Genomic DNA, 25,590 nt, shown 5'->3' on the forward strand with positions numbered 1-25,590 from the left:
AGGGGAACCGGTGTGAAAGCGTTGATTGAAAGGGTGGGCGAGCTGTCGCCGAAGGAACGCAAGGCCTTGGCGGTGATGCTCAAGCACAAGAACATCAATCTGTTCAGCGTCGCGCCGGTGTTCAAGCGTCAGCCCGAGGAACCGCAACTGCTGTCCTATGCCCAGGAGCGGCAGTGGTTCCTCTGGCAGATGAGCCCTGAAAGCAGTGCTTATCACATCAGTGCCGCCCTGAAATTGCAGGGCGCGGTCGACATCGCTGCGCTCGATGCCAGCTTTGCTGCGCTGGTGGCCCGTCATGAAACCTTGCGCACCCGCTTCGTCGAGGATGACGAGCAGGTGCTGCAGGTGATCGATGCGCCGAACTGGGCCGGGATCGAGCAGCAGACCCTGGCCCTTGACGACGCGCCGCAACGACGCCAGGCGCAGTTGCAGGCGTGTGTCGAGGAGGAGATCCAGCGCCGCTTCGACCTGCAGGCCGGCCCGCTGTTGCGGGTCAAGCTGTTGCGGCTCGGCGAGCAGGAGCATGTGCTGGTGCTCACCCAGCACCACATCGTCACCGATGGCTGGTCGATGCAGGTGATGATCGACGAGCTGGTCCAGCTGTACGCCGCCGCGTGCGAAGGGCGGACCGTGCAACTGCCGGCGCTGCCGGTGCAGTACGCCGACTACGCCTTGTGGCAGCGCCAGTGGATGGAGGCCGGTGAGCAGGAGCGTCAGCTGGCCTACTGGACCGAACGCCTGGGCAGCGAGCATCCGGTGCTCGAGCTGCCGTTCGACCATCCGCGCCCGGCGGAGCAGAGCCTGCGCGGTGCGAGCCTTGAGGTGAAGCTCGAGGCGCAGTTGTGCCGTGAACTGCGCAGTGTGGCGCAGGCGCAGGGCGTCACCCTGTTCATGCTGTTGCTGGCGTCGTATCAGGTCTTGCTGTACCGCTACAGTGGCCAGCGCGACCTGCGCATCGGCGTGCCGGTGGCCAACCGTAATCGCATGGAGACCGAGCGACTGGTCGGCTTCTTCGTCAACACCCTGGTGCAGCGCGTCGAGATCTCGGGGCAGACGACCGTGCGGGCGTTTCTCCAGCAGGTCAAGGCCGATGCCCTGGGCGCGCAGGCGCACCAGGACTTGCCGTTCGAGCAGCTGGTGGAAGCACTGCGCCCGCAACGTACCCTCAGCCACAGCCCGCTGTTCCAGGTGATGTTCAATCACCAGGGCGGCGCGGCGCTGGGCGCTGGCGGTGACGGCGCCCAGGCGTCCGGCCTGCGTATCGAAAACCTCAAGAGCGAGGGCCATACCGCCCAGTTCGACCTGACCCTGAACATTCTGGAGCAGGGCGATGCGCTGGATGCGCAGTTCACCTACGCCCTGGACCTGTTCGAGCCGGCGACCGCGCAGCGCCTGGCCCGGCACTGGCAGAACTTGCTGCAGGCGATGGTCGCCAACCTCGACTGCACGCTGGACGACCTGCCGTTGATCGCTGCCGACGAAGTGCGCGACACCCTGGCGCGCTGGAACGCCACGGCGGTCGAGTACCCGCTGGAGCACAGCGTCCAGGCGCTGATCCAGCGTCAGGTCGAGGCCACGCCGGAGGCCACGGCGCTGGTGTTCGGCGAGCGTCAGCTCAGCTACCGCCAGCTCGATGCCCTGGCCAACCAGTGGGCGCACCGCCTGCAGGCGGCAGGCGTGGGCCCGGATGTGCTGGTGGGCGTGGCGGCCGAGCGCAGCGTGGAGATGGTCGTGGCATTGCTGGCCGTGATCAAGGCCGGTGGCGCCTATGTGCCGCTGGACCCGGAATATCCGCGCGAGCGCCTGGCCTACATGATCGAGGACAGCGGCATCGAACTGCTGCTGACCCAGTCGCACCTGCGCGAGCAGTTGCCGCTGCCGCAGGGCCTGGAGTGCCTGTTGCTCGACCAGCCACTGAGCGCTTATGCCGAGCACGCGCCGGTGATCGAGGTCACGGGCGAGAACCTGGCCTACGTGATCTACACCTCCGGCTCCACCGGCAAGCCCAAGGGCGCGGGCAACCGCCACCGGGCGCTGACCAACCGCTTGTGCTGGATGCAACAGGCCTATGGCCTGACTGCCGGCGACCGCGTGCTGCAGAAGACTCCGTTCAGCTTCGACGTGTCGGTGTGGGAGTTCTTCTGGCCGCTGATGACCGGTGCTTGCCTCGTGGTCGCCGCGCCGGGGCTGCACCGTGACCCGGCGCAACTGATCGAGCTGATTCGCCGCGAGCGCATCACCACGCTGCACTTCGTGCCGTCGATGCTGCAGGCCTTCGTTGCCGACCCAGCGGTGGCGGGCTGCGCCAGCCTGACCCGCATCGTCTGCAGCGGCGAGGCGCTGCCGGTGGATGCCCAGCGCCAGGTGTTCGAAAAACTGCCGAATGCCGGGCTGTACAACCTGTACGGCCCGACCGAAGCGGCCATCGACGTGACCCACTGGACCTGCCGCGAAGAAGGCCGCGACAGCGTGCCGATCGGCGAGCCGATCGCCAACCTGCAGACCTACGTGCTGGACGCCGGCCTTGGCCCGGTGGCGGTGGGTGTGGTAGGCGAGCTGTACCTGGGCGGCACCGGCCTGGCGCGCGGTTATCACCGCCGTCCGGGGCTTACCGCCGAACGCTTCGTCGCCAGCCCCTTCGGTGACGGCGAGCGGCTGTACCGCACCGGTGACCTGGCGCGCTACCGCGCCGACGGTGTGATCGAGTACATGGGGCGTATCGACCATCAGGTGAAGATTCGCGGCCTGCGCATCGAGCTGGGCGAGATCGAAGCACGGCTGATGGAGCAGGACGAAGTGCGCGAAGCCGTGGTGCTGGCGGTGCCGGGTGCCGGCGGCCTGCAATTGGCCGGTTACCTGGTGCCGAGCACGCCAGTGGCGGACGACGCGGCGGCTGAAGCCTTGCGCGCCACCTTGCGCGAGCGCCTGGGTGCGGTGCTGCCGGACTACATGGTGCCGGTACACCTGCTGCTGCTCGAGCAACTGCCACTGAGCCCCAACGGCAAGCTGGAACGTCGTGCGCTGCCGCACCCTGCGGTCGGCCAGTCGAAACAGGCCTATGTCGCGGCGCAGAGCGCCGTGGAAAAGACCCTCGCCGGGATCTGGCAGGACGTGCTCAAGCTGGAGCAGGTCGGGGTCAACGACAACTTCTTCGAACTGGGTGGCGACTCGATCATCTCCATCCAGGTGGTCAGCCGTGCGCGGCAGGCCGGTATCCGCTTCACGCCCAAGGACCTGTTCCGCCACCAGACCATCCAGGGCCTGGCCGGTGCGGTGCGCATCGAGGCCGGGGGCCAGGAAGCCGAGCAGGGGCCGGTGACGGGTAGGGCGGGACTGCTGCCGATCCAGCAGGCGTTCTTCGAGCTGCCGCTGGCGCAGCGCGCGCACTGGAACCAATCGGTGTTGCTGCAACCAACCCGGGCGCTGGACGCCGATGCCCTGGAGCGCGCCTTGCAGGCGCTGCTGGTGCAGCATGACGCGCTGCGCCTGGGCTTCACCGAGGTGGACGGGCAGTGGCAGGCACACTTCCGTGAGGTGACCACGGTCGGTACGTTGCTGGAGCGGGTCGAGGGGGTACAGCCCGACGCCCTGCAAGCCCTGGGTGAGCGGGTGCAGCGCAGCCTCGACCTGGCCGACGGCCCGCTGGTCCGCGCCGTGCTGGTCACCCTTGCCGACGACAGCCAGCGCCTGTTGCTGGTGATCCACCACCTGGTGGTCGACGGCGTGTCGTGGCGTGTGTTGTTCGACGACCTGCAGAGCGCCTACCAGCAGAGCCTGCTTGGCCAGGCACCGGACCTTGGGCCACGCACCAGCTCGGTCAAGGCCTGGGCCGAACGCCTGGAAAGCTATGCGCACAGCGAGCAGGGCCAGGCGGAGCTTGCGTACTGGGAGCGCCTGCGCGAGGTGCAGGTGCACTGGCCTGTAGCCGCGCCGACGCAACCTTTGCTCAATCGCGACGCCGCCACGGTGCAAGTGCGCCTGGACGCGGCCCTGACCCGGCAATTGCTGCAGCAGGCGCCTGCGGCCTATCGCACCCAGATCAACGACCTGTTGATGACGGCCCTGGCGCGCACCCTGGTGGCCTGGACCGGTGACGAGCACGCCCTGGTGCAACTGGAAGGGCACGGGCGCGAAGCCCTGTTCGACGACATCGACCTGACCCGTACGGTCGGTTGGTTCAGTTCGATGTTCAGCGTGTGCCTGACGCCGGCTGCCGAATTGGGGGCTTCGATCAAGCAGGTCAAGGAGCAACTGCGCGCCATTCCGCATCGGGGCGTCGGTTTCGGTGCGCTGCGTTACTACGGCGAGCCGCAGGTGCGTGCGCTGCTCGCGGCGTTGCCGCAGCCGCGGGTGACTTTCAACTACCTGGGCCAGTTCGACGGCAGTTTTGCCGTGGACGACGGTGCACTGTTCACCCCGGCAAACGAGTCTGCCGGGGCGGAGCAGGGCGAGGATGCACCGCTGGGCAACTGGCTGACGGTCAATGGCCAGCTGTATGGCGGCGAGCTGAGCCTGAACTGGATCTTCAGCCGTGCGCAGTTCGCCCCCGACGAGATTCAGGCCCTGGCCGAGCGTTACATCGAGCAGCTCGGCGCGTTGGTGCGTCACTGCGTGGAACTGCCGGTGCGCGGCGCGACGCCTTCGGATTTCCCGCTGTGCGGGCTCGATCAGGCCCAGCTCGAGCGCTTCCCCGGCCTGCTGGAGCAGGTCGAGGACATCTACCCGCTATCGCCGACCCAGCTGGGCATGCTGTTCCACACCCAGGAATCGGCGGCCAACCTGTACATCAACCAGACCAGCATCGAGGTCAAGGGCCTCGACGCCGAGGCGTTCATCGCCGCCTGGGCGCAGGTGGTGGCGCGCCACGAGATCCTGCGCACCGGTTTCTGGACCGCCAGCCACCTGGCCGAGCCGCTGCAGGTGGTCTACCGCCAGGGCAGCCTGCCGGCGCGCTGCCTGGACTGGCGCGAGCGCACCGTCGAGCCAGGCGCTTTGCAGGCGCTGGCCGATGAGGATTGTGCGCGCGGCTTCGAGCTGCTCGAGGCGCCGCTGGCGCGCCTGAGCGTGGTGCGCCTGGATGACGACACCACCCAGCTGATCTGGACCAGCCACCATATCCTCATGGACGGCTGGTCCAATTCGCGCCTGATGGGCGAGGTCTTCGAGTGCTATGCCGGGCATCCGCTGCCCACCAAGCGCGGGCATTTCCGCGACTATATCGGTTGGTTGCGCGCGCAGCCGGCGGCGCGCCAGGAAGCCTTCTGGCGCGAGCGCCTGGCAGGGCTGGAGGGGCCGACCAGCCTCAGCAGCAGCCTGCCGTTGCCGGCCGATGCGCAGGCTGAAGGCCATGCGGCGCTGTACCTGGACTGGGATGGCGCACGCACCCAACGCCTGCGCGAGGTCGCCCAACAATTGCGGGTGACCCCCAACACACTGGTGCAGGCGGCCTGGCTGCTGCTGTTGCAGCGCCATACCGGGCAGCAGACCGTGTGCTTCGGCGCCACGGTGGCCGGGCGCCCGGCGGAGTTGGCAGGTTCGGGTGAAATGCTTGGCCTGTTCATCAACACCTTGCCGATCGTCCAGACCCTGTCCGACCAGCAGCCGCTGGACCAATGGCTGCAGGCCCTGCAGGCCTGGAACCTGGAGGTGCGCGACCATGAGCACACGGCGCTGGCCGATATCCAGCGCTGGGCCGGGCAGGGCGCCGGTGGCCTGTTCGACAGCATCATCGTGTTCGAGAACTATCCGGTGGACGAGCGCCTCGCCCAGGCCCAGGACCAGCAGTTGCAGTTCGGCCAGGTGAGCACGCGTGATGTGACCAACTACGCCATGGACCTCGCGGTGCACCTGGGCGCGACCCTGAAGATCGAGTTCCTCTATCTGGTCGGGCGTTTCACGCCGGCCAGCGTCGAGCAGATCCTCGCCAGCTTCGAGACCTTGCTGCAGGCGATGCTCGACCAGCCGCACGCTCGGCTTGGCAATCTCGGCCTGCTCGATCAGGCCGGGCAGCGGCAGTTGGTCGAAGCCAACCGCCTGGGTGGGCAGGCGCCGACGGCGCTGCTGGGCGAGCAGATCGCCCGCCACAGCCGCGAGCGCCCGACGCAGGTCGCGCTGGTGTGCGCCGGTCGCCAGTTGACCTACGCCCAACTCGAACAGCGGGCCAGCCGCCTGGCCGAGTTGCTGGTGGCGCAAGGTGTCGGCCCGGAAGTGCGGGTGGGCGTGGCCCTGCAGCGTTCGGTGGACATGGTAGTGGCGTTCTACGCGGTGATGAAGGCCGGTGGCGCCTACGTGCCGCTGGACATCGACTACCCCCGCGAGCGCCTGGACTGGATCCTGCAAGACAGCAACGCTGCCCTGATCCTCACCGAGCACAGCGTGCAGGCACGCCTGCCGCAGCGCGAGGGGGTGAACTGGCTGCCCCTCGACAGCCTTGACCTCGACGTTGCGGGCATTACCCGTGGCGCAGCGGCAGTGTCGCCCGACAACCTGGCCTACCTGATCTACACCTCGGGTTCGACCGGCAAGCCCAAGGGCGTGGCGGTCACCCATGGCCCTCTGGCCATGCATTGCGCGGCGATCGCCGAGCGCTACGAGATGGACGCGCGCACCCGCGAGCTGCTGTTCATGTCGTTCGCCTTCGACGGCGCCCAGGAGCGCTGGCTGTCGACCCTGAGCAATGGCGGTTGCCTGGTGATCCGTCCGGGCGAACTGTGGACGCCCGAACAGACCTGGCGAGCGTTGCATGCCGAGCGCATCGACATCGCCTGCTTCCCGCCGGCCTACCTGCAGCAACTGGCCGAGTACGCCGAAGGCCGCGAGCCGCCGGCAGTGCGCATCTACTGCTTCGGTGGCGATGCGGTGGCCCAGGCCAACTACGACCTGGTGCGCCGCAACCTGCGCCCGCAGGCGCTGACCAATGGCTACGGCCCGACCGAAACCGTGGTCACGCCGTTGCTCTGGCGCGTTGCGGCCAACCAACCGTGCGAGGCCGTGTACGCACCGATCGGCACCCGCGTCGGCGAGCGCACCTTGTATGTGCTGGACGCTGCACTCAATCCGGTGCCGGACGGGGTTGCCGGTGAGCTCTACATCGGCGGTGAGGGTCTGGCGCGCGGCTACCATCAACGTCCGGACGTGACGGCCGAACGTTTCGTCTGTGACCCGTTCGCGCAGGGGGGCGGGCGTCTGTACCGCACTGGCGACCTGGTGCGCCGTCGCGCCGATGGCGTGTTCGACTACCTCGGCCGCCTCGACAACCAGGTCAAGGTCCGCGGTTTCCGTATCGAACTGGGCGAGATCGAGGCGCGCCTGCGTGGGCGGGCCGAGGTGCGCGATGCCGTGGTGGTCGCGCGGGAGGTCAATGGCAGCAAGCAACTGGTTGCCTACGTGGTGGCCGAGGCGGGTGACAACCTGGCCGAAAGCCTGCGTGCGCACCTGGTCGATGAACTGCCGGACTACATGGTCCCGGCGCAGATCATCCTGCTCGCAGCGCTGCCGCTGAGCGCCAATGGCAAGCTCGACCGCAAGGCCCTGCCTGACCCGCAGTTCAAGGCGCGTGAGCACGTGCCGGCCAGTACGCCGCAGGAACAGGCGCTGGTGCGTATCTGGCAGGAGGTGCTGGAGCTCGACCAGGTCGGGATCACCGACAACTTCTTCGAACTGGGCGGCGACTCGCTGCGCGTGCTCAAGGTGCTGGGCAAGGTCCGCGCGGCACCTGAGCTGGGCCTGAGCCTGAAGCTGCGCGACATCATGAGCAAACCGACCATCGCCCAACTGTGCGGCAGCGAACGCAAGCCGCAGACGCCGGATCCGCTGTTGGCGCTCAACCGTATCGTCGACGGCAGCTCGCCGCTGTTCTGCCTGCATGCCGGCTTCGGCACGGTGTTCGACTACGAGCCACTGGCCCGCCACCTGGATGGGCAATGCACGGTCTATGGCCTGCAATGCCGCATGCTGCTGGACCGCGAGTGGCAGGACAGCTCGTTGGCGGCAATGGCTGGCGACTATGCCCAGGTCGTGCTGCGCAAGCAGCCCGAAGGGCCGCTGCGGCTGTTGGGCTGGTCGCTGGGTGGGCCGTTGGCGGTGCTGGTGGCCGCCGAGCTGATCCGGCTTGGCCGCGAAGTCAGCCTGCTGGGGTTGGTGGACAGTTACCTGCCGGGGCTGGCCGCAGCGGGCGGCGACTGGCGTGACGACTTCCACGGTTTCGTGGCGGTCACCCTGGGCGATGCGCCCGCAGCGGCGCTCGACCCCGCAACGCTGACGGAACTGGACGCCGATGCATTGGCGGTGCAGATCGGGCAACTGCGCGAGCAGGGCAGCACCTCCGAGGTGTATGCCCGGATCGAGGCACAGGACCTGGCCCACACCTTCGTCGTGGCCATGCGCCTGAAAGCCCTGGGTGAGGCCTTGCACAGCCTGCCGGCGGTGGCGGCCGAGGCGCGCTGCTGGTGGGGCGAAGGCGTCGGCAGCCGTGAGCGTGCCAGTTTCGAGGCGGCGCTTGGGCAGTGCCAGGCCAGTGCGGTGTTGGCGGCAGGGCACTTCGAGTTGCTGCAGCACCCCAGCGTACTGGCGGATCTGCGCGACAGCCTGGCACCGACGTTCAGTCATTGAAACCTCGGGCGCCCGCCGCCAAGGCGGGCGCCCGTATCGCGTCTTCCGAGGATTTTCCCAATGTCTCTGCATCCTGACCTGGCCGGTTTTCTCGAACTGGTCGAACTGGGCCGACTGACCGGTGCCAGCCAACCCATGCACCAGATGAGCGTCGAGCAGGCCCGCGCCGAATTCGAACGCAGCTCCCAGGTGCTCGACCCGAGCCCGCCTGATGACCTGCAGGTCGAGCACCTGCAGATGGTGGATGGCGAGGGCCAACCGCTGTCGGCACGGTTGTACCGTCGGCAGTCGCCGGTGGACGGTCTGCAGCCGGTGCTGTTGTATTTTCACGGTGGCGGCTATGTGGTCGGCAGCCTGGACTCCCACGATGCGGTATGTCGCCGCCTGGCGATGTGCAGCGATTTTGCGGTCCTCGCGCCAGCCTACCGCCTGGCGCCGGAAGCACCCTTCCCGGCGGCTGCGGACGATGCCCTGGCCAGTGCCCGCTGGCTGGTGGAACACGGCGAGGCACAGCGCCTGGATGCCCGCCGGGTGGTGGTCAGTGGCGACAGCGCCGGGGCCAGCCTGGCCATCGTCGTCGCCGCCGTGGCCGCGCAGCAGCCGGAGAAGGCGGCGTTGCGTCCGTTGGCGCAGTTGCTGTTTTATCCGGTCACCGATATCAGTTGCCAGCGGCCGTCCCATGGGAAATTTGCCGAGGGTTACCTGCTCGAGAGTGAAACCCTGGAATGGTTCTACCGGCACTACGTGCGTGACCCATCGCAGCGCCTCGATTGGCGGGTGTCGCCGTTGCACCTGACGGCGCTCGAAGGGCTGGCGCCCACCTGGATGGCCCTGGCCGGGCATGATCCGTTGCTCGATGAAGGTGTTGCCTGGGCGCATGCCCTGGAAAAGGCCGGCGTGCCGCTGCAGTGGCGAGTGGAAGAGGCACTGACCCACGATTTCCTGCGGATGCAGGGGATGGTCGAGGCCGTGGAGGGGATCTATGCCGAGGTGGGGCGCTGGTTGAAGGCGGTCGGCGCAGGTTGTCAATCAAACGGTAATATCTAATAGCCATATTGGCCGGCCATCAACAATCACAATGGTCGCCCAAACATGCATTTCACGCCGCACCGTCTGGCCCTGTGTGTCGCCCTGGCCAGTGCTGCCCTGGCCGCCAACGCCACCGATTACCAGGTTGGCAATGCCAGTACCAGCACGCTGGAACTCAAGAAGGGCGACACGCTCAAGGTGACGCCGACCGGCAGCATCGTCTCGGGTGCCGACGACGGGGTGATCCTGCCCAAGCAGACCAGTGGCACCACGGTCAGCGTCGACAACGCCGGCATCATTCGCTCCACCGTGGCCCGTGGTATCGACACCAAGGATGGCGGCACCGACCAGAGCTTCTTCGTCATCACCAACCGCGCCGGGGCGCTGATCCAGGGGACCAACGACGCTATCCGTTTCCAGACCAACCCCACCGCGGGCGGCAGCCTCAAGATCAGCAACGCCGGGACCATCGAATCCATCACCGATGGCCAGGCCATCGATCTGGAGGCCCTCAACAACCCAGGTTTCAGCACCACCCTGGTGAACGAGGCGAGCGGCGTGATCCACGCCGTGGGCAACGACGCGATCAAGACCGGCTCCAACGCCACCATCACCAACTACGGGCGTATCTACACCGACACCGCACCCCAGGATGCCAACGGCCTGGACCAGAAATACGACGGCATCAAGATCGGTACTTCGACCGGCGTCACCGTGTACAACTACGGCAGCATCAGTGCCGACCGTCACGGCGTCGACCTCAAGACCGACGCCACCCTCTACAACTATGCCGGTGCCAGCGTCACCGGGCGCAACGGCTCGGGTTTCGGCTCCGACGGTACCGGCACCGTGTACAACTGGGGCACCATCACCGGTGCCATCGCCGATGGCAAGATCAATGGCGACGGTGATGGCGTCGATATCGACTTCATCGGCCACGTCTACAACGCCGGCACCATCCAGGGCCTGGGCGCCAAGGGCGTGGACAGCGGCGGGCGGCCCAACGGCAGCGAAGGCATCGCCATGGGCGGCGGTACGGTCACCAACACCAGCACCGGCCTGATCCGCAGCGTCGACAACGGCATCCTGGTGGACGACGGTGCCGAAGGCTCGGGTGTCGGTGCCACCACCATCGACAACGCCGGTACCATTCGTGGCGAGCGCGGCTTCGGCATCAAGCTGGTCGGCAACTTCGATGACACCGTGATCAACAGCGGCACCATCAGCGGCGGCAACGGCCTGGCATTGAGCATGGGCGGCGGCGACGACCGCCTGATCGTGCGTACCGGCGGGGTGTTCAATGGCCTGGTGGATGCAGGCGATGGCGTCGATACGCTGCAGCTCGAGGGCAGCGGCCAGTTCGGCAACAGCGCCAACTTCGAGAAGCTGCTGGTCTCCGGGGGCACCTGGACGCTGAGCAGCGTCAACGATTTCAGCCAGGGTGGCGAGATCACCCAGGGCGCGGCGCTGGTCAACCAGGGCAGCGTGCTCGGCAGTTTGCGGGTAGACCGGGGGGCGACCTACGCGGGCGGTGGTGTGGTCGGTGGTCTCGACGTCAGGGGCACGATGCTGACCAACACCGGGCTGGGCGTGGCCACGGTCAAGGGCGACCTGAAGTTCGATTCGGGCGCCAGCCTGGTCTATGGCGTCAACGCCGACGGCAGCAGCGCGCCGATCACCGTCACCGGTACCGCCAATCTGGGCGGTGCCACCCTGCGCATCCAGCCGACCCCTGGCCAGTATCCCTGGCAGAGCCAGTACACCGTGCTCAACGCCGGTGCGATCGACGGCACCTTTGGCCAGGTCACCAGTGACTACGCCTTCCTCACCCCGAAACTGAGCTACAGCAGCCACTCGGTGGGCCTGACCTACACCCGCAACGACGTCGCCTTCGACCAGTTCGCCCGCAGCGCCAACGCTGGCGCTGCGGCGCGCAGCCTGGCCAGCCTGGGCAGCGGCAGTGCGCTGTACAGCGCGCTGCTCAATACCTCGAACGCCAGCGCCGGCAATGCCATCGAGCAACTGTCGGGCAGCAACACCGCCAACCTCGCCGCCGCCACCCTGGCCGGCAGCGCCCAGGTGGGCAGCACCATGCTCGGCGCCTTGCAGTCGATGGGCAGCAATGCCGGGTTGCTGGTGGGCCTGGATCAGCAGGACACCCCGGTGCTCGCTGCCACCGGCCTGCCCCAGGGCGTGCGCAACCTCAACGACCCGAACGCCCAGGGGCGAGTGTGGGGCCAGGCGCTGGGCAGCTACGGCAAGGTCGATGGCAGCCACGGCGCCAGCAGCCTGGAACAGCGCACCGGCGGCGCGGTGATGGGCCTGGACTGGGCGGTGGGCAGCGACTGGCGCCTGGGTGTGCTGGGCGGCTACTCGCGCACCCGCCTGGACGCCAGCGGCCTGGACGGCAAGGTGCGCAGTTGGCATGCCGGCCTCTACGCCCAACGCCAGAGCGGCCCGCTGGCCCTGCGCCTGGGCGCGGCGTACAGCAGCCATGACGGCGACAGCAAGCGCAGCGTGGCCTTTGATGGCTTCGATGAGCGCCTGAAGGGCAACTACGATGCCGACAGCCAGCAGGCCTTCGCCGAGCTGGGTTATGCCCTGGGCAGTGGGCGCCTGAGTGCCGAGCCTTTCGCCAACCTGGGCTACCAGCGCTATCACCGCGACAGCTACCGCGAGAAGGGCGGCGATGCTGCGTTGGCGGTGGATGCCGACACGCAGGACAACGTCACCAGTACCTTCGGCGTGCGCATCGCACACCTGGGGCAACTGGACAACGGCATGAGCCTGACGCCCCGCGCCAGCCTGGGCTGGCGCCACACCTATGGCAACCTCGACACCCGCACGCGCCAGGCTTTCCTGGCCGGCGGCGATGCGTTCAGCGTCCAGGGCAGTGCGCTGGACCGTGACAGCCTGGTCGTCGAGGCCGGGCTGGAGCTGGGGCTCAGTGCACGGCAGAGTGTGGGCCTGGGCTACAACGGCGAGTTGGGCAGCAATGCGCGTAATCACGCCGTGATGGGGCAATGGCAGTTGAAGTTCTGATCGCCCGTCGATACACCTGAAGCCGGGGCCGCAAAGGCCCCGGCAGCGTTTCAGCGCAGGTCGCGTTCCAGCGACTTCCACAGCTCGAGCATGGTCGGGTTGCTGTTGCCGATCGAGCGGAATGACCAGATTTCCAGTTCCGCGCTCCACTCGTCCCCGCCTGCGCGCACCAGCCGACCGCTGGTCAGTTCCTCCTCGACCGCCGACTCCGGCAGCCAGGCGATGCCATAGCCTTCGCGGGCCATGCGCATCAGGTGCATGGCCATGTCGGCTTCGTAGAAGCGCTTGAGGTGAGGTTGCGCGTTGCCCTGCAGCAGCACATCCACCACCCGCCCGAGAAACGAGGTAGAGGTGTAGGCGAGGTAGGGGATGGGCTTGCCCGCCGCCCCCGGCAGGGCGAACAGCGGGCGCCCATCTGCGTCGGGGGCCGACACCGGGAAGAAGGCATCGCTGCCCAGGCGCAGACCGACGAACTTGTCGGGGTCGAGGATGATCGGTGCACGCGGGTGGCTGTAGCCGATCATCAGGTCGCAGCTGCCTTCGGCCAGGGCGATGACCGCCTCCTGCACGTTGGCGGCCAGCACCCGCGCATTGAAGTAGCCGTAGCGGCGCTGGAAACCGGCGAACCAGGTGGGCAGGAAGGTCATCGACAGGGTGTGCCCGGCCACCACCTGGATCGAGCGCCCGGGCATGCGCTCGCCACGGCGCAGTGCCGAGCGCAGGTCATGGAAGATCGACAGCGCGTCTCGGCCTTCGTCGCAGAAGGTCTTGCCGGCGGCGGTCAGTTGCACCGGATAGGTGCTGCGGTCGACCAGCTCGACGCCGACCCATTCCTCCAGCGAGCGAATGCGTCGCGACAGCGCGGACTGAGTGATGCAGCGGATCTCGGCCGCGCGGGAAAAGCTCTTGGTTTCGGCGATGGCCAGCAGGTCATCGATCCATTTGGTCTGCATGGTGGTGGGCCTGTGGTTGGTGCGTAGATTCTGCAGCCGCACCCTGTGGGAGCGGGCTTGTCCCGCGATCGGGCGCGTAGCGGCCGCAAGCCAGGCAACCGAGATCTTTCTGATGTGACTCGGTGTCCGGTGTTATGGCCGCTGCGCGCCCAATCGTGGGACAAGTCGCAGCGGCGAACCGCCGCTCCTACAGGTTATGTGGCGCGGTTCAATGCCGGCATTTTATTCCCGCTTCGACCCAAATTCACCACCATTCGACAACTATGCGAATTTCGCATGAACCCATCGCGCATCCTCATCAACTGCTCCGGCCGTGCGTCGTAGCCTGTTGCTGTCCCTCCCGCATTCGACAGACAGAGGTCGAGATGAATAACAAGAAACTACCCCGTTACATCGCCGTGGCGATCCTGCTCGGCATCGTCGTCGGCTGGCTGTGCAACACCTACGCAGGCTCCGCGGACGCCGCCAAGCAGATTGCCGGTTACTTCAGCCTGGTCACCGATATCTTCCTGCGCATGATCAAGATGATCATCGCCCCGCTGGTGTTCGCCACCCTGGTCGCAGGGATCAGCAGCCTGGGCAATTCCGGTTCGGTGGGGCGCATCGGCCTGCGCTCGATGATCTGGTTCGTCAGCGCCTCGGTGTTCTCCCTGGCCCTGGGCATGCTGCTGGTGAACCTGTTCCAGCCTGGCGCCCACCTGAACCTGAGCGTGGAGTCGGGCCAGGCAGTGAGCGCGGTGGCGGTCAATGCCGGGGACTTCAGCCTCAAGACCTTCATCAGCCATGTGTTCCCGCGCAGCATCGCCGAAGCCATGGCCAACAACGAGATCCTGCAGATCGTGGTGTTCTCGCTGTTCTTCGGGCTGGCGCTGGCGTTCGTCAAGCAACGTGGCAACACCCGCATCGGCGAGCTGGTGGACGAGCTGGCCAAGGTGATGTTCCGCATCACCGACTACGTGATGATGTTCGCTCCGGTCGGCGTCTTCGCCGCGCTGGCCGCTGCCGTCACCACTCAGGGCATTGGCCTGCTGTTCGACTACGGCAAGCTGATCGGCCAGTTCTACCTGGGCATCCTGCTGCTGTGGCTGGCGCTGTTCGCGGTGGGCTACGGTTTCCTCGGGCGCCCGGTGTTCACCCTGGGCAAGCTGATCCGCGAGCCGGTGCTGCTGGCGTTCTCCACTGCGAGCAGCGAATCGGCCTACCCCAAGACCATCGATGCGCTGGAGAAATTCGGTGCACCCAAGCGCGTGTCGAGCTTCGTCCTGCCGCTGGGCTACTCGTTCAACCTCGACGGCTCGATGATGTACCAGGCCTTCGCCATCATGTTCATCGCCCAGGCCTACAACATCGAACTGAGCTTCACCCAGCAAATGCTGATCCTGTTGACCCTGATGGTCACCAGCAAGGGCATGGCCGGGGTGGCGCGGGCCTCGGTGGTGGTGGTCGCGGCCACGCTGCCGATGTTCCACCTGCCCGAGGCCGGGCTGTTGCTGATCCTGGCCATCGACCAGTTCCTCGACATGGGCCGTACCGCGACCAACGTGGTTGGCAACAGCATCGCCACGGCGGTGATCGCCGACCTCGAACGGCGCCATGACGATGCCCCGACGCCCGTCGAACCTGCGCTGAAACCTGCCACCCACGCCTGATCCGGACCGTCCCATGAAAAGCCCACGCAAGACCGCCAACGCGCGCACCCTCGGTATCATCGGTGGCCTCGGCTCGCTGGCCGGTGGCGACCTGTTCCTCAAGCTGCTCAAGAGCCAGCCCCTGCTGGCCGAGCAGGGGCGCTACCACCTGCTGTTCGAGCAGCACCCGTTCAAGGACCTGGCGCTGCCGCTCAGCGCGGGCGCGAGCATGACCTCGCGCAAGCTCTACGTGTTCCAGGTCTGCCAGGGTTATGCCGACAGCGGTGCCGACGCCGTGCTGGTGCCGTGCTTCGCCAGCCATACCTTCATCGACGAACTGCGCGCCGAGCTGCAGATCGCCATCGTCGACCTGATGGCGGCGCTCAAGGCCCATGTGGCGCACATCGCCCCGCCCGGTGCGCGCCTGGGCGTGCTGGCTTCGGACTATGTGCGCGCTTCGGGGTTGTTCGAGCGGCATTTTGCCGACGACTATGAGCTGATCCATCCCTCGCCGGTGCAGCAGGCGGCGTTGATGGAGGCGGTGTACGGGCCTGCAGGCATCAAGGCCGGACATCTGGATGGGGTGGCGCTGGAGCTGTTGCATCAGGTTTGCCTGGAGCTCGAAGGCCAGGGCGCGACGCTGTTGCTGCCGGGCATGACCGAGCTGTCGTTGCTGGCGCCGGAGCTGATGCGCCGTGGCATTCACTGCGTCGATGCCAACCAGGTGTATGCCGACTTCGCCAGCGCCACCGACTCGCTGCCCAGCCTTGCGCCGTTCAAGCTGGGGATCGTCGGTGGCGTGGGGCCGGCGGCGACCGTGGATTTCATGGGCAAGGTAGTGAAGAACACCCCGGCCGGGCGTGACCAGGACCATATCAGGATGGTGGTCGAACAGAACCCGCAGATCCCCGATCGCACCGCCAACCTGCTGCGCCAGGAGGCCGACCCGACCGTGGCGATGTACTCGACCTGTCGCCGCCTGGAAGAGGAGGGCGCCGATGCCATCGCGATCCCGTGCAACACCGCGCATGCCTATGTCGAGCGGATCCAGGAGCATCTGGCGGTGCCGATCGTCAACATGCTGAGCGAGACCATCGATTTCATTCTGCACGGCTATGGTCGTGAGGTGCGGGTGGGGCTGCTGGCGACCTCGGGCACGTTGCAGAGTGGTGTCTATCACGCGGCGGCCGAACGCGTCGGCCTGTCGTTGCTGGTGCCGGACGATGCGGCGCAGGCGCGGGTGATGCGTGCGATCTATGGTGAGGAAGGCGTCAAGGCGGGATTTACCGAAGGGCAGTGTCGGGATGACCTGCTGGCAGGCGCCGGGCAACTGGTCGGGCAGGGCGCGCGGGTGTTGATCCTGGGTTGTACCGAATTGCCGTTGATTCTGGCCCAGGCCGATGGCTTCCCCATCGACGGGGTACAGGTGGCACTGGTGGACCCGACCGATGTGCTGGCGCGCCGCTGCGTGGCGTTGGCGCGGGGGCTGAGGTAAGCGCAGCGGGCATGCCCGCTGCCGCAGGAGGGGCTGTGGTCAGCTTTGGTAATCGCGCCCCTCGCGATCCAGTTGCCGGACCAACGCATCCCAGTGCCGCTGGATCCCCTCGCCAAGCCCGTCGGAAAAGCGCTTCGACTGCTCATGCACCTTGGCAATCGCCGCCGGGGAGGCGTACTGCAGTTGGTCGTTGCCACCGGCCTGGGCGGCGATCTGGATGTTGCAGGCGCGCTCCAGGCCGTGCAGCTCACGGAAGGCATGCTCGACGCTGATGCCGCCGGTGAGCAGGCCATGATTGCGCAGGATCAGGATGTTGCTTTGCCCCAGGTTGGCCACCAGGCGCTGCTGTTCATCGAGGTCCAGCGCGACGCCCTCGTAGTCGTGATAGACCACGCGGCTGTAATAGGCCAACGCATGCTGGGAGACCGGCAACAGGCCGTCACGCTGAGCAGACACCGCCGCGCCATCGCGGGTGTGGGTGTGCAGTACGGCCTTGAGGTCGGGACGGGCGCGGTGGATGGCGCTGTGGATGACGTAGCCGGCCTGGTTGATGCCCAGGCCCAGCGGGTCGTCGATGATCGTGCCGTCGACATCCACCTTGACCAGGTTCGACGCGGTGATTTCGTCGAACAGCAGGCCGAAGGCGTTGATCAGGAAGTGCTCGTCCGGGCCGGGAACCCGTGCCGAGAAGTGCGTGTAGATGTGGTCGGTCCAGCGGAACAGGGCCGCCAGGCGATAGGCGGCGGCGAGCTTGACCCGCACCTCCCATTCCTCGGCGCTGACCCGTAGGCGCACGGCCTCCTGGCTGGGAGGTACGACGGACAGTGAACTCATGCGGTGCTCCAGTGCAAGGCAGTACGGTGTGAACAGGACCGTAGGCGTCTGGCGCAACGCTGTAAAAGTCTTTTTGGTTCTATGCTAATTATTCGATTTAAGAATTATCTTTTTTCTTGTTATGCAAGATGATCATTTAATCGGGTTGGCTCGCTGCGCTGTTCAGCCGGGTGCCCGCCACGGCGCCGAACAGCTCCACCGGCTCCTGCAGGTTGCCCAGGTAGCGTGGATGGAACAGCCACAGGTCGACCTGTGGCTTGAAATCGCTGACGTTGACGATATCCAGCAGGTCTCGGTGCCGACTGGCAAGCAACAGCGGTTCAGGCACCAGGCCCAGGCCCTGGCCGTTGGCGACCAGCCCCAGTTGCAACTCGGTGCCGAAGGTTTCGAGGTTGATCGACAGTGACAGCCCCTGTTCGCTCAATGCGCGCTGCAGGCCGGCGCGAAAACCGCAACCATCGGGGTTGAGCACCCAGCCACGGGTATAGCAGTCGCGCAACTTGTAGCTGCGCTTGCCGGCGCTGCCCTTGGCCGCGACCACGCGCAGCGGCATGCGCGTGATGGAATGGCTGGCGATGCCTTCGGGGAAGATCTTGCCCGGTGGGAAGAGCGCGGCAGCGGCATCCAGCTCGCCGTTTTCCATGCGCGCGATCAGGCTGCTGCCCCAGCCGCTGGTGACCTGGGTGCGCAGCTCGGGGTAGGCCTGGCGGATCTGCGCCAGGGCCTCGAGCAGCACCACATCGCCCAGTGTCTGCGGCACGCCCAGGCGCAGGGTGCCGGACGGCGCGCCATCGTTGGCCACCAGTTCGCGCAGAGCGTCGATTTCACGCAGGATGGCCTTGCACTGCTCGTACACGCGCAGGCCCATGGGCGTGGGCTTGAGTGGCTTGGTGTTGCGGTCGAGCAAGGTGGCGCCGAGGTCTTCCTCGAAGTTCTGCACGCGCCGGGTGATGGCCGGCTGGGTCAGTTGCAGCGCTTCGGCGGCAAGGTTGGTCGACTGGCAACGGATGACGGCCACGAAGGCGTCCATGTCATCGATTTTCATATTCGGCGCTCACATATTGAGACTGGAGGACATACCCGCAGAGCATAATCCTGATGGTCGGGATTGTCACAGTTCGATGAGCGAGGCAGGCAGGGCGGCCTTCGCCGCCCGTGGCGAGCGTCAGCGGGCGTTGCGCGCCCGTGCCACCCGCGAGCCGTTGGCACGCCCCAGCACGTCGCTGATGCGCTGGCCGGCGGCGACCAGTTTGTCCAGGTCGATACCGGTCTCGATGCCGAGCCCTTGCAGCAGGTACAGCACGTCTTCGGTGGCGATGTTGCCTGTGGCGCCCTTGGCGTAGGGGCAGCCGCCGAGCCCGGCCACCGAGCTGTCGAACACGCTGATCCCTTCGAGCAGGCTGGCATAGACATTGGCCAGGGCCTGGCCGTAGGTGTCGTGGAAGTGGCCGGCAAGCTGCTCGCGCGGCACCTGCGCCGAGACCACCTCGAACAGGCGCCGGGTATCGCCGGCGGTGCCGGTGCCGATGGTGTCGCCCAGCGACACTTCGTAGCAGCCCATGTCGTGCAGGGCCCGGGCGACCGGGGCGACCTGCTCGGCGCTGACCTTGCCTTCATAAGGGCAGCCGAGCACGCAGGATACATAGCCGCGCACCCGGATACCCTGCGCGCGGGCGGCGTCCATGATCGGCTCGAAGCGCTGCAGGCTCTCGCTGATCGAGCAGTTGATGTTGCGCTGGGAGAACGCCTCGGACGCCGCGGCGAACACCGCCACCTCCTTGACCCCGGCTGCCAGTGCATCCTCGAAACCGCGCAAGTTTGGCGCCAGGGCTGCGTAGGTCACCCCGGCACGCTGGCGGATACCGGCAAACACCTCGGCCGATCCAGCCATTTGCGGCACCCACTTGGGCGAGACGAAACTGCCCACCTCGATGTAGGAGAGCCCGGCGTCGGTGAGGTCGTCCACCAGCCGCACCTTGTCGGCGACGCTGATGGGTTGGGCTTCGTTCTGCAAGCCGTCGCGCGGGCCGACTTCGACCAGGCGCACGTGTGCGGGCAATGACATGGCGGGGTTCCTGTGGCGAATCAGCGGTTATTGTTCAGGGTGGCGGCCAGCGCCTGCTCGCAGCGCTCCTGGGCGGTGTCCAGCTCCAGGTGCATCTGCTGGATATCGAGCATCTGCTGCTCCAGTTGCGCGCGGCGTTCGGCGATCTTGGCCAGCATGCTGGTGAGCTGCTTGAGGTTGCCGCCGCTGGGGTCGTACAGCTCGATCAGCTCGCGGCATTCGGCCAGCGAGAAGCCGATGCGCTTGCCGCGCAGGATCAGCTTGAGCGTCACCTTGTCACGCGCCGAATAGATGCGCTCCAGGCCGCGACGCTCGGGGCTCAGCAGACCCTGCTCCTCGTAGAAGCGGATGGCGCGGGTGGTGATGTCCAGCTCGCGGGACAGGTCGGAGATGCTGTAGGTCTGGCTGCTCATGCTCGGGCTCGGGGGTGGAATGTGAGTAAGCTAAAGGCAGGTTGACGTATACGTCAAGGTGATTGCGCAGTACCGCTGCGTCGGTAGGCATTGGGCGTCTGGCCGCTGAGGCGTTTGAAGAAGCGTGCGAAGTAGGTGGGATCGCTGAAACCCAGGCTGTCGGACAACTGGCCGATGCTCATGCGCGTGTAGGTCAGGTTGCGCCGCGCTTCGAGCAGCAGGCGCTGGTGGATCACCTGCAGCGCGGTCTGCCCGCTCAGCGCACGGCACAGCTGGTTGAGCTGCAGGCTGGTGACGCCCAGGCGTGCAGCAAACTCATCGACCGACAGATGCTGGCGGTAATGCGCTTCGACCAGGCGCAGGTAGTGCCCGAGCAGGTGGCGGTCGCGCTCGTCGCGGTTGCGCGGCGCCTGGCCCAGCTGCTGGCGGCGGCTGATCCACACCATCAGCGCGGTGACCAGCGCCTGCAGCATGGCCGCTCGCGCGGGTGCGCTGCCCTGGTATTCCTGCTGCAAGGTGTCGATCAGCCCGCGCAGGCGGGTGCGGTCGCGGCCCAGCGGGTAGCAGGCCGCCGATGCCAGCACCGCCAGTGGTGCACCCAGGCGTTGCTCGAGGTCGGCCACCAGCGCCGTACCGAAGGTCAGCACATGGCCCTGGATGTCGGCGCTGAAGCGAAAGCCATGCACCGTCAGCGGTGGTACCACCTGGATCGCTGCCTCTTGGATCTCGCTGCGTCGGCCTTCGATTTCCACCAGTGCGTGCCCGCGCTGCACGTAGAGCAACTGAAACAGTTCGGCATGCTGGTGCGGCTTGATCTCCCAGTGGTGCAGGCGGCTGCGTGCGGGGATCGATTCGCAGTGCAGCAGATCGGTGCCGGGCCAGGCGTGGTTCTCGCCATAGAGCTGGAACAGCGGTACGCCGGGAAGGGAGGATTTCATGGTCGGGACACCTGTCCGCTGATCGCACGGAATTTTGAAAAGTGCAGATTTTCCATCGGATATGACACCTTTTCAGCTTTTTGCGCCAGTAAAAATGCAGGGGCTAACCCGAATAACGTATGCCGGCTGCCGCCAGTACGGCATCGACAAGGCGAGACAACAACAATGAAAACCCAGGTTGCAATCATTGGCGCCGGCCCTTCTGGCCTGCTGCTTGGTCAACTGCTGCACAAGGCGGGCATCGACACGCTCATTCTCGAACGCCAGACCCCTGAGTACGTGCTTGGCCGTATCCGCGCCGGTGTGCTGGAGCAGGGCACCGTTGACCTGCTGCGCGAGGCCGGGGTATCGGCGCGCATGGACCGTGAGGGGCTGGTGCACGAGGGTGTCGAACTGTTGGTGGCAGGGCGCCGCCAGCGCCTGGACCTCAAGGCCCTGACCGGCGGCAAGACGGTGATGGTGTACGGCCAGACCGAAGTCACCCGCGACCTCATGCAGGCCCGCGAGCAGAGCGGGGCGCCGATCGTGTATGGCGCGAGCAACGTGCAGCCGCACGGGATCAAGGACGAGCGGCCCTACGTGACCTACGAGAAGGACGGCCAGTTGCACCGCGTCGAGTGCGATTACATCGCGGGTTGCGACGGTTTTCATGGCGTTTCGCGCCAGAGCATTCCACAGGGCGTGCTCAAGCAGTACGAGCGGGTCTATCCGTTTGGTTGGCTGGGGTTGCTGGCCGATACCCCGCCGGTCAACCACGAGCTGATCTATGCGCATCATGATCGTGGTTTCGTGTTGTGCAGCCAGCGTTCCACCACTCGCAGTCGATACTATCTGCAGGTGCCGCTGGACGAGCGGGTGGAGAACTGGCCCGATGCGCGTTTCTGGGACGAACTGAGGGCGCGTCTGCCCGAGGATGTCGCGGCGCGCCTGGTCACCGGCCCCGCGCTGGAAAAGAGCATCGCGCCGCTGCGCAGCCTGGTGGTCGAGCCGATGCAGTACGGGCACCTGTTCCTGGTGGGGGATGCGGCGCATATCGTGCCACCGACGGGGGCCAAGGGGCTGAATCTGGCAGCCTCGGACGTCAACTACCTGTATCGCATCCTGGTCAAGGTCTACCGCGAAGGCCGCACCGACTTGCTGGAGCGCTACTCACCGCTGGCGTTGCGGCGGGTCTGGAAGGGCGAGCGTTTCAGTTGGTTCATGACCCAGTTGCTGCATGATTTTGGCGAGCACAAGGATGCCTGGGACCAGAAGATGCAGGAGGCGGACCGGGAGTACTTCCTGTCGTCCGAGGCCGGCCTGGTGAACATTGCCGAGAACTATGTGGGCTTGCCGTACGAGGAGGTGTAGGAGTAACTGTCTCTTTCAAATCTAAAGGCCAGCCCAATCCCCCTGTGGGAGCGGGCCCCATAGCTTCTGAATACGGTGGTGTTACCCGTGGGAGCCAACTGTCTTTCACCTACCGCCGACCAGCGGTTCATCAACGCTCCAGCAACGCCACCATCTCTGTATACCCGCGTGTGCGCGCATGCTCCAGCGCCGTCACGCCATCCTTGTCGGCAATCGCAGGGTCCGCGCCTGCCGCCAGCAGCCGACGCACGATGTCCACATGGCGCGGGCCGCCGTCGCCAAGGATCACCGCCTCCAGCAAGGCGGTCCAGTGCAGCCGGTTGAGGTGGTTCACGTCCACGCCCGCGTCGATCAGCATCTGCACCGTTTCCACATGACCACGCTCGGCCGCCGGAATCAGCGCGGTGCCGCCGTAACGGTTGGTGCTGGCGAGGTCGGCGCCGTGGATCAGGGTCAGTTGCAGGATCTCGTTCAAGCCGCGCGCACCGGCATACAGGTAGGGGCTGTCATGGATGTCATCCTTGGCGTTCACATCCGCCCCGGCTTCGATCAACACCCTGGCGGCTTCGACATGGTTACCGTGGGTCGCCGCCAGCAGGGGCGTGCGCCCTTGGCCATCGCGGCTGTCGAGCGCCACCGGTTCCTTGAGCAGGCGACGGATGGCAGGTGCATCGCCGCGCTGGGCGGCATAAAGCAGGCGGGTATCCATGGAGGTGGTCTCGGCGTGGGCGGCAAGGCAGGTGAAGGCCAGCAGGCAGGCGGCGAGGGTGTGGCGCATGCGTGGGGCTCCTGAGGCAAAACCTCATCCTAGGGAAAAAGTTGCCGGCGACTGAAACGAATTATCTGGATGACCGGTAGTGGATTTCCGAATGCATCAACGTTGCCCGTCTTGAAGGGCCATGCTAGAAGTCAGGCTCATCATTTGAAAACCCAATACCCTCATGTCCATCAGCGTAAAACCGAATAGGGCTCTGTTCGACCTCGACCTGTTGCGCGCCATCGTCGTGGTCGCCGATTGCGGCAGCTTCACCACGGCTGCGGCGCGCCTGCATTCGACCCAATCGACCATCAGCCAGAAGGTGCGACGCCTCGAGGAGATGGTCGGTCATCGCCTGTTGGTACGCGGCAATCGCGATGTGCTGCCCACCGACGCCGGGCAGACGTTGCTCGGCTATGCCAGGCACATGCTGGCGCTGAACGACCAGATGCTCGAAGCCCTGGCCGGGGCCATGGTTGGTGTGACCGTACGCCTTGGAGTGCCCGAAGACTTCGTCGGCGGGCGAACCACCAATGCGCTGTCGGCGTTCAGCCGCCTGCACCCGCAGGTCAAGCTGGAAGTCACCAGCGGCCTGTGCCGCGACCTGAGCCAGGCCTACGACAATGGCGAACTCGACCTGGTGCTGCTCAAGCAGCGGCGCAACAGCCGCGAGGGCGTGTCCTGCTGGCCCGAGCGCCTGCAATGGATCGACAGCGTACGCATGCCGGCCTTCGAGCTTGACCCGGTGCCCTTGGTCACCTTTCCGCCGCGCGGGCTGTACCGCGAAGACATGATCCATGCCATCGAAGGCATGGGCCGCCGCTGGCGCATCAGCTTCACCAGCTCCAGCCTGTCCGGGATCCAGGCCGCGGTGGCCGACGGCATGGGCGTGAGCCTGCTGCCGCCGCGTGCGGCCACCGCCGAGCATCGGGTGCTGGGGGCGGCGCAAGGTTTGCCGGAGGTGGACAGCTACGAGATCGTCATCGTCCACCGGCCAACCGCCGACGTGATGGTCAAGGCACTGGCGCAGGTGCTGACCGAGCTGCTGGCCGGGGATGGCATCTGAAGGCTCCGATCAGCGTCAGACGGTTGACCACCTGCGCACCACTGCGTAGCCTTGCCGCTTCGAGGTTCTCCGGCGCTGCCGGAGCTAAGACGGGAACGCGGTACAAGCCGCGGCTGCCCCCGCAACTGTAAGCACTGAACAGGTTCGACACAGCCACTGCGCCCACGCGCGGGAAGGCGTCGCCCTGACGGCTGGACGTCGTGCAGTGCAAGCCAGGAGACCTGCCTCGCAACGTTTTCGACTTTCAACCGGGCGGGGTGATCCGGTGGCGAGCGAGTCCGGCCGGTCGGCCGCGGCTTTCGTCCCGCATGCCCGCACCATTGCTGCCAAGGGCATCGCCACATGAAAACACTGGCCAAACTTCCCGTCACCATCGTCACCGGCTTCCTCGGCTCGGGCAAGACCACCTTGCTTCGCCACATGCTCGACAACGCCCAGGGGCGACGCATCGCGGTCATCGTCAACGAGTTTGGCGAGTTGGGTATCGACGGCGAGATCCTCAAGCAGTGCAGCATCGGCTGCACCGAGGAAGAGGCCAACGGCCGCGTCTATGAGCTGGCCAACGGCTGCCTGTGCTGCACCGTGCAGGAAGAGTTCTTCCCGGTGATGCGTGAGCTGGTCGCCCGTCGCGGTGACCTGGACCACATTCTCATCGAGACCAGCGGCCTGGCCCTGCCCAAACCGCTGGTGCAAGCCTTCCAGTGGCCGGAAATCCGCAACGCCTGCACCGTCGATGCGGTGATCACCGTCGTCGACAGCCCGGCCGTGGCCGCCGGCACCTTCGCCGCCTACCCGGACCAGGTCGACGCCCAGCGCAAGCTGGACCCCAACCTGGACCACGAATCCCCGCTGCACGAGCTGTTCGCCGACCAGCTGGCCAGTGCCGATCTGGTGGTGCTGAACAAGGCTGACCTGATCGACGCCGAGGGCCTGGCCAAGGTCCGCGCCGAAGTCGCCGAAGAACTGCCGCCGGCCGTCAAGGTGATCGAGGCCAGCAGCGGTCGCCTGCCGCTGGATGTGTTGCTGGGCGTGGGGGCCGAGTCCGAAGTGCATATCGATGGCCGTCGCACCCACCACGACTCGCACCACGATGGCGACGATCACGACGATCATGATCATGACGCCTTCGACTCCATCTCCATCGACCTGCCTGAAGCGGACGAAAGCCTGCTGCTCGATGCCCTGACGCAACTGGTCACCGAGTTCGGCATCCTGCGCGCCAAAGGCTTTGCCGCGATCCCCGGCAAGCCGATGCGCCTGTTGATCCAAGGCGTGGGCACGCGCTTCGACAAGCACTTCGACCGCGCCTGGCGCAGCGACGAACCGCGCATCACCCGCCTGGTGCTGATCGGCCAGGACCTCGACGCGGCACAGTTGGAAGCGCGCCTGCGCCAGGCCCTGGGCGCCTGA

The 25,590-nt window shown here is 66.4% G+C and carries 15 protein-coding genes and 1 riboswitch; of the genes, 8 read left to right on the forward strand and 7 right to left on the reverse strand.

The genetic code is table 11. The features are described 5' to 3' along the window. Window positions 1–12: 12 nt before the first annotated feature. From VA602_RS19670 to VA602_RS19680, 3 genes are read left to right on the forward strand one after another with little or no spacing between them, the layout of a single operon-like run. Window positions 13–8,610, forward strand: coding sequence for a non-ribosomal peptide synthetase (locus tag VA602_RS19670; protein ID WP_323454049.1), 8,598 nt, complete (start codon window positions 13–15; stop codon window positions 8,608–8,610). 60 nt (window positions 8,611–8,670) lie between these two features. Next, entirely contained in the window at window positions 8,671–9,657 is a 987-nt protein-coding gene (locus tag VA602_RS19675) for an alpha/beta hydrolase (RefSeq protein ID WP_323454050.1), read from the forward strand. Window positions 9,658–9,702: 45 nt separating this feature from the next. Continuing rightward, on the forward strand, window positions 9,703–12,681 hold the full coding sequence (locus VA602_RS19680; protein WP_323454051.1) for an autotransporter outer membrane beta-barrel domain-containing protein: 2,979 nt from the start codon (window positions 9,703–9,705) through the stop codon (window positions 12,679–12,681). Between the two features lie 50 nt (window positions 12,682–12,731). Here the strand turns inward: VA602_RS19680 and VA602_RS19685 are convergent, their stop codons facing one another. Then, window positions 12,732–13,634: a LysR substrate-binding domain-containing protein gene (locus VA602_RS19685; protein ID WP_323454052.1), complete on the reverse strand. Its 903-nt coding sequence runs from the start codon at window positions 13,632–13,634 to the stop codon at window positions 12,732–12,734. 365 nt (window positions 13,635–13,999) lie between these two features. Between VA602_RS19685 and VA602_RS19690 the strand changes: the two genes are divergently transcribed. Both VA602_RS19690 and cuyB read left to right on the forward strand, forming a co-directional pair. Further along, window positions 14,000–15,283: a dicarboxylate/amino acid:cation symporter gene (locus tag VA602_RS19690; RefSeq protein ID WP_323454053.1), complete on the forward strand. Its 1,284-nt coding sequence runs from the start codon at window positions 14,000–14,002 to the stop codon at window positions 15,281–15,283. Window positions 15,284–15,296: 13 nt separating this feature from the next. Further along, complete coding sequence (cuyB, locus tag VA602_RS19695) at window positions 15,297–16,757, forward strand: cysteate racemase (RefSeq protein ID WP_323454054.1); 1,461 nt, start codon at window positions 15,297–15,299, stop codon at window positions 16,755–16,757. Between the two features lie 39 nt (window positions 16,758–16,796). On the opposite strand, the gene VA602_RS19700 is transcribed toward cuyB, so the two are convergent. The 5 genes from VA602_RS19700 to VA602_RS19720 form a co-directional block, all read right to left on the reverse strand. Next, window positions 16,797–17,591, reverse strand: coding sequence for a class II aldolase/adducin family protein (locus tag VA602_RS19700; RefSeq protein ID WP_323454055.1), 795 nt, complete (start codon window positions 17,589–17,591; stop codon window positions 16,797–16,799). A gap of 136 nt (window positions 17,592–17,727) precedes the next feature. Further along, window positions 17,728–18,636, reverse strand: a complete 909-nt coding sequence (locus VA602_RS19705) for a LysR family transcriptional regulator (RefSeq protein ID WP_323454056.1) — start codon at window positions 18,634–18,636, stop codon at window positions 17,728–17,730. A 120-nt stretch (window positions 18,637–18,756) separates the two neighbouring features. Beyond that, a complete protein-coding gene (locus tag VA602_RS19710) occupies window positions 18,757–19,656 on the reverse strand; it encodes a hydroxymethylglutaryl-CoA lyase (RefSeq protein ID WP_323454057.1) in 900 nt (299 codons plus the stop codon). A 20-nt stretch (window positions 19,657–19,676) separates the two neighbouring features. Beyond that, window positions 19,677–20,069, reverse strand: a complete 393-nt coding sequence (locus tag VA602_RS19715) for a MerR family transcriptional regulator (RefSeq protein ID WP_054893249.1) — start codon at window positions 20,067–20,069, stop codon at window positions 19,677–19,679. Window positions 20,070–20,122: 53 nt separating this feature from the next. Beyond that, the gene (locus VA602_RS19720; RefSeq protein WP_323454058.1) at window positions 20,123–21,007 is read right to left on the reverse strand and encodes a helix-turn-helix domain-containing protein; all 885 of its coding nucleotides are present in this window, start codon (window positions 21,005–21,007) and stop codon (window positions 20,123–20,125) included. 165 nt (window positions 21,008–21,172) lie between these two features. On the opposite strand from VA602_RS19720, the gene pobA reads away from it, so the two are divergent. Continuing rightward, window positions 21,173–22,357, forward strand: a complete 1,185-nt coding sequence (gene pobA / locus VA602_RS19725; protein WP_323454059.1) for a 4-hydroxybenzoate 3-monooxygenase — start codon at window positions 21,173–21,175, stop codon at window positions 22,355–22,357. Between the two features lie 130 nt (window positions 22,358–22,487). Here the strand turns inward: pobA and VA602_RS19730 are convergent, their stop codons facing one another. After that, window positions 22,488–23,135 (reverse strand): ankyrin repeat domain-containing protein, encoded by a 648-nt coding sequence (locus VA602_RS19730; RefSeq protein ID WP_323454060.1) that lies wholly within the window; start codon window positions 23,133–23,135, stop codon window positions 22,488–22,490. Window positions 23,136–23,298: 163 nt separating this feature from the next. Here VA602_RS19730 and VA602_RS19735 point away from each other — a divergent pair, with 163 nt between their 5' ends. Together VA602_RS19735 and cobW are read left to right on the forward strand one after the other, a co-directional pair. Further along, a complete protein-coding gene (locus tag VA602_RS19735) occupies window positions 23,299–24,180 on the forward strand; it encodes a LysR substrate-binding domain-containing protein (RefSeq protein WP_054893919.1) in 882 nt (293 codons plus the stop codon). A gap of 45 nt (window positions 24,181–24,225) precedes the next feature. Then, window positions 24,226–24,423: riboswitch (cobalamin riboswitch) on the forward strand. A 99-nt stretch (window positions 24,424–24,522) separates the two neighbouring features. Continuing rightward, window positions 24,523–25,590: a cobalamin biosynthesis protein CobW gene (gene cobW, locus VA602_RS19740; protein ID WP_054893920.1), complete on the forward strand. Its 1,068-nt coding sequence runs from the start codon at window positions 24,523–24,525 to the stop codon at window positions 25,588–25,590.

Source organism: Pseudomonas machongensis (genome assembly GCF_034961125.1).
Classification (GTDB): Bacteria; Pseudomonadota; Gammaproteobacteria; order Pseudomonadales; family Pseudomonadaceae; genus Aquipseudomonas; species Aquipseudomonas machongensis.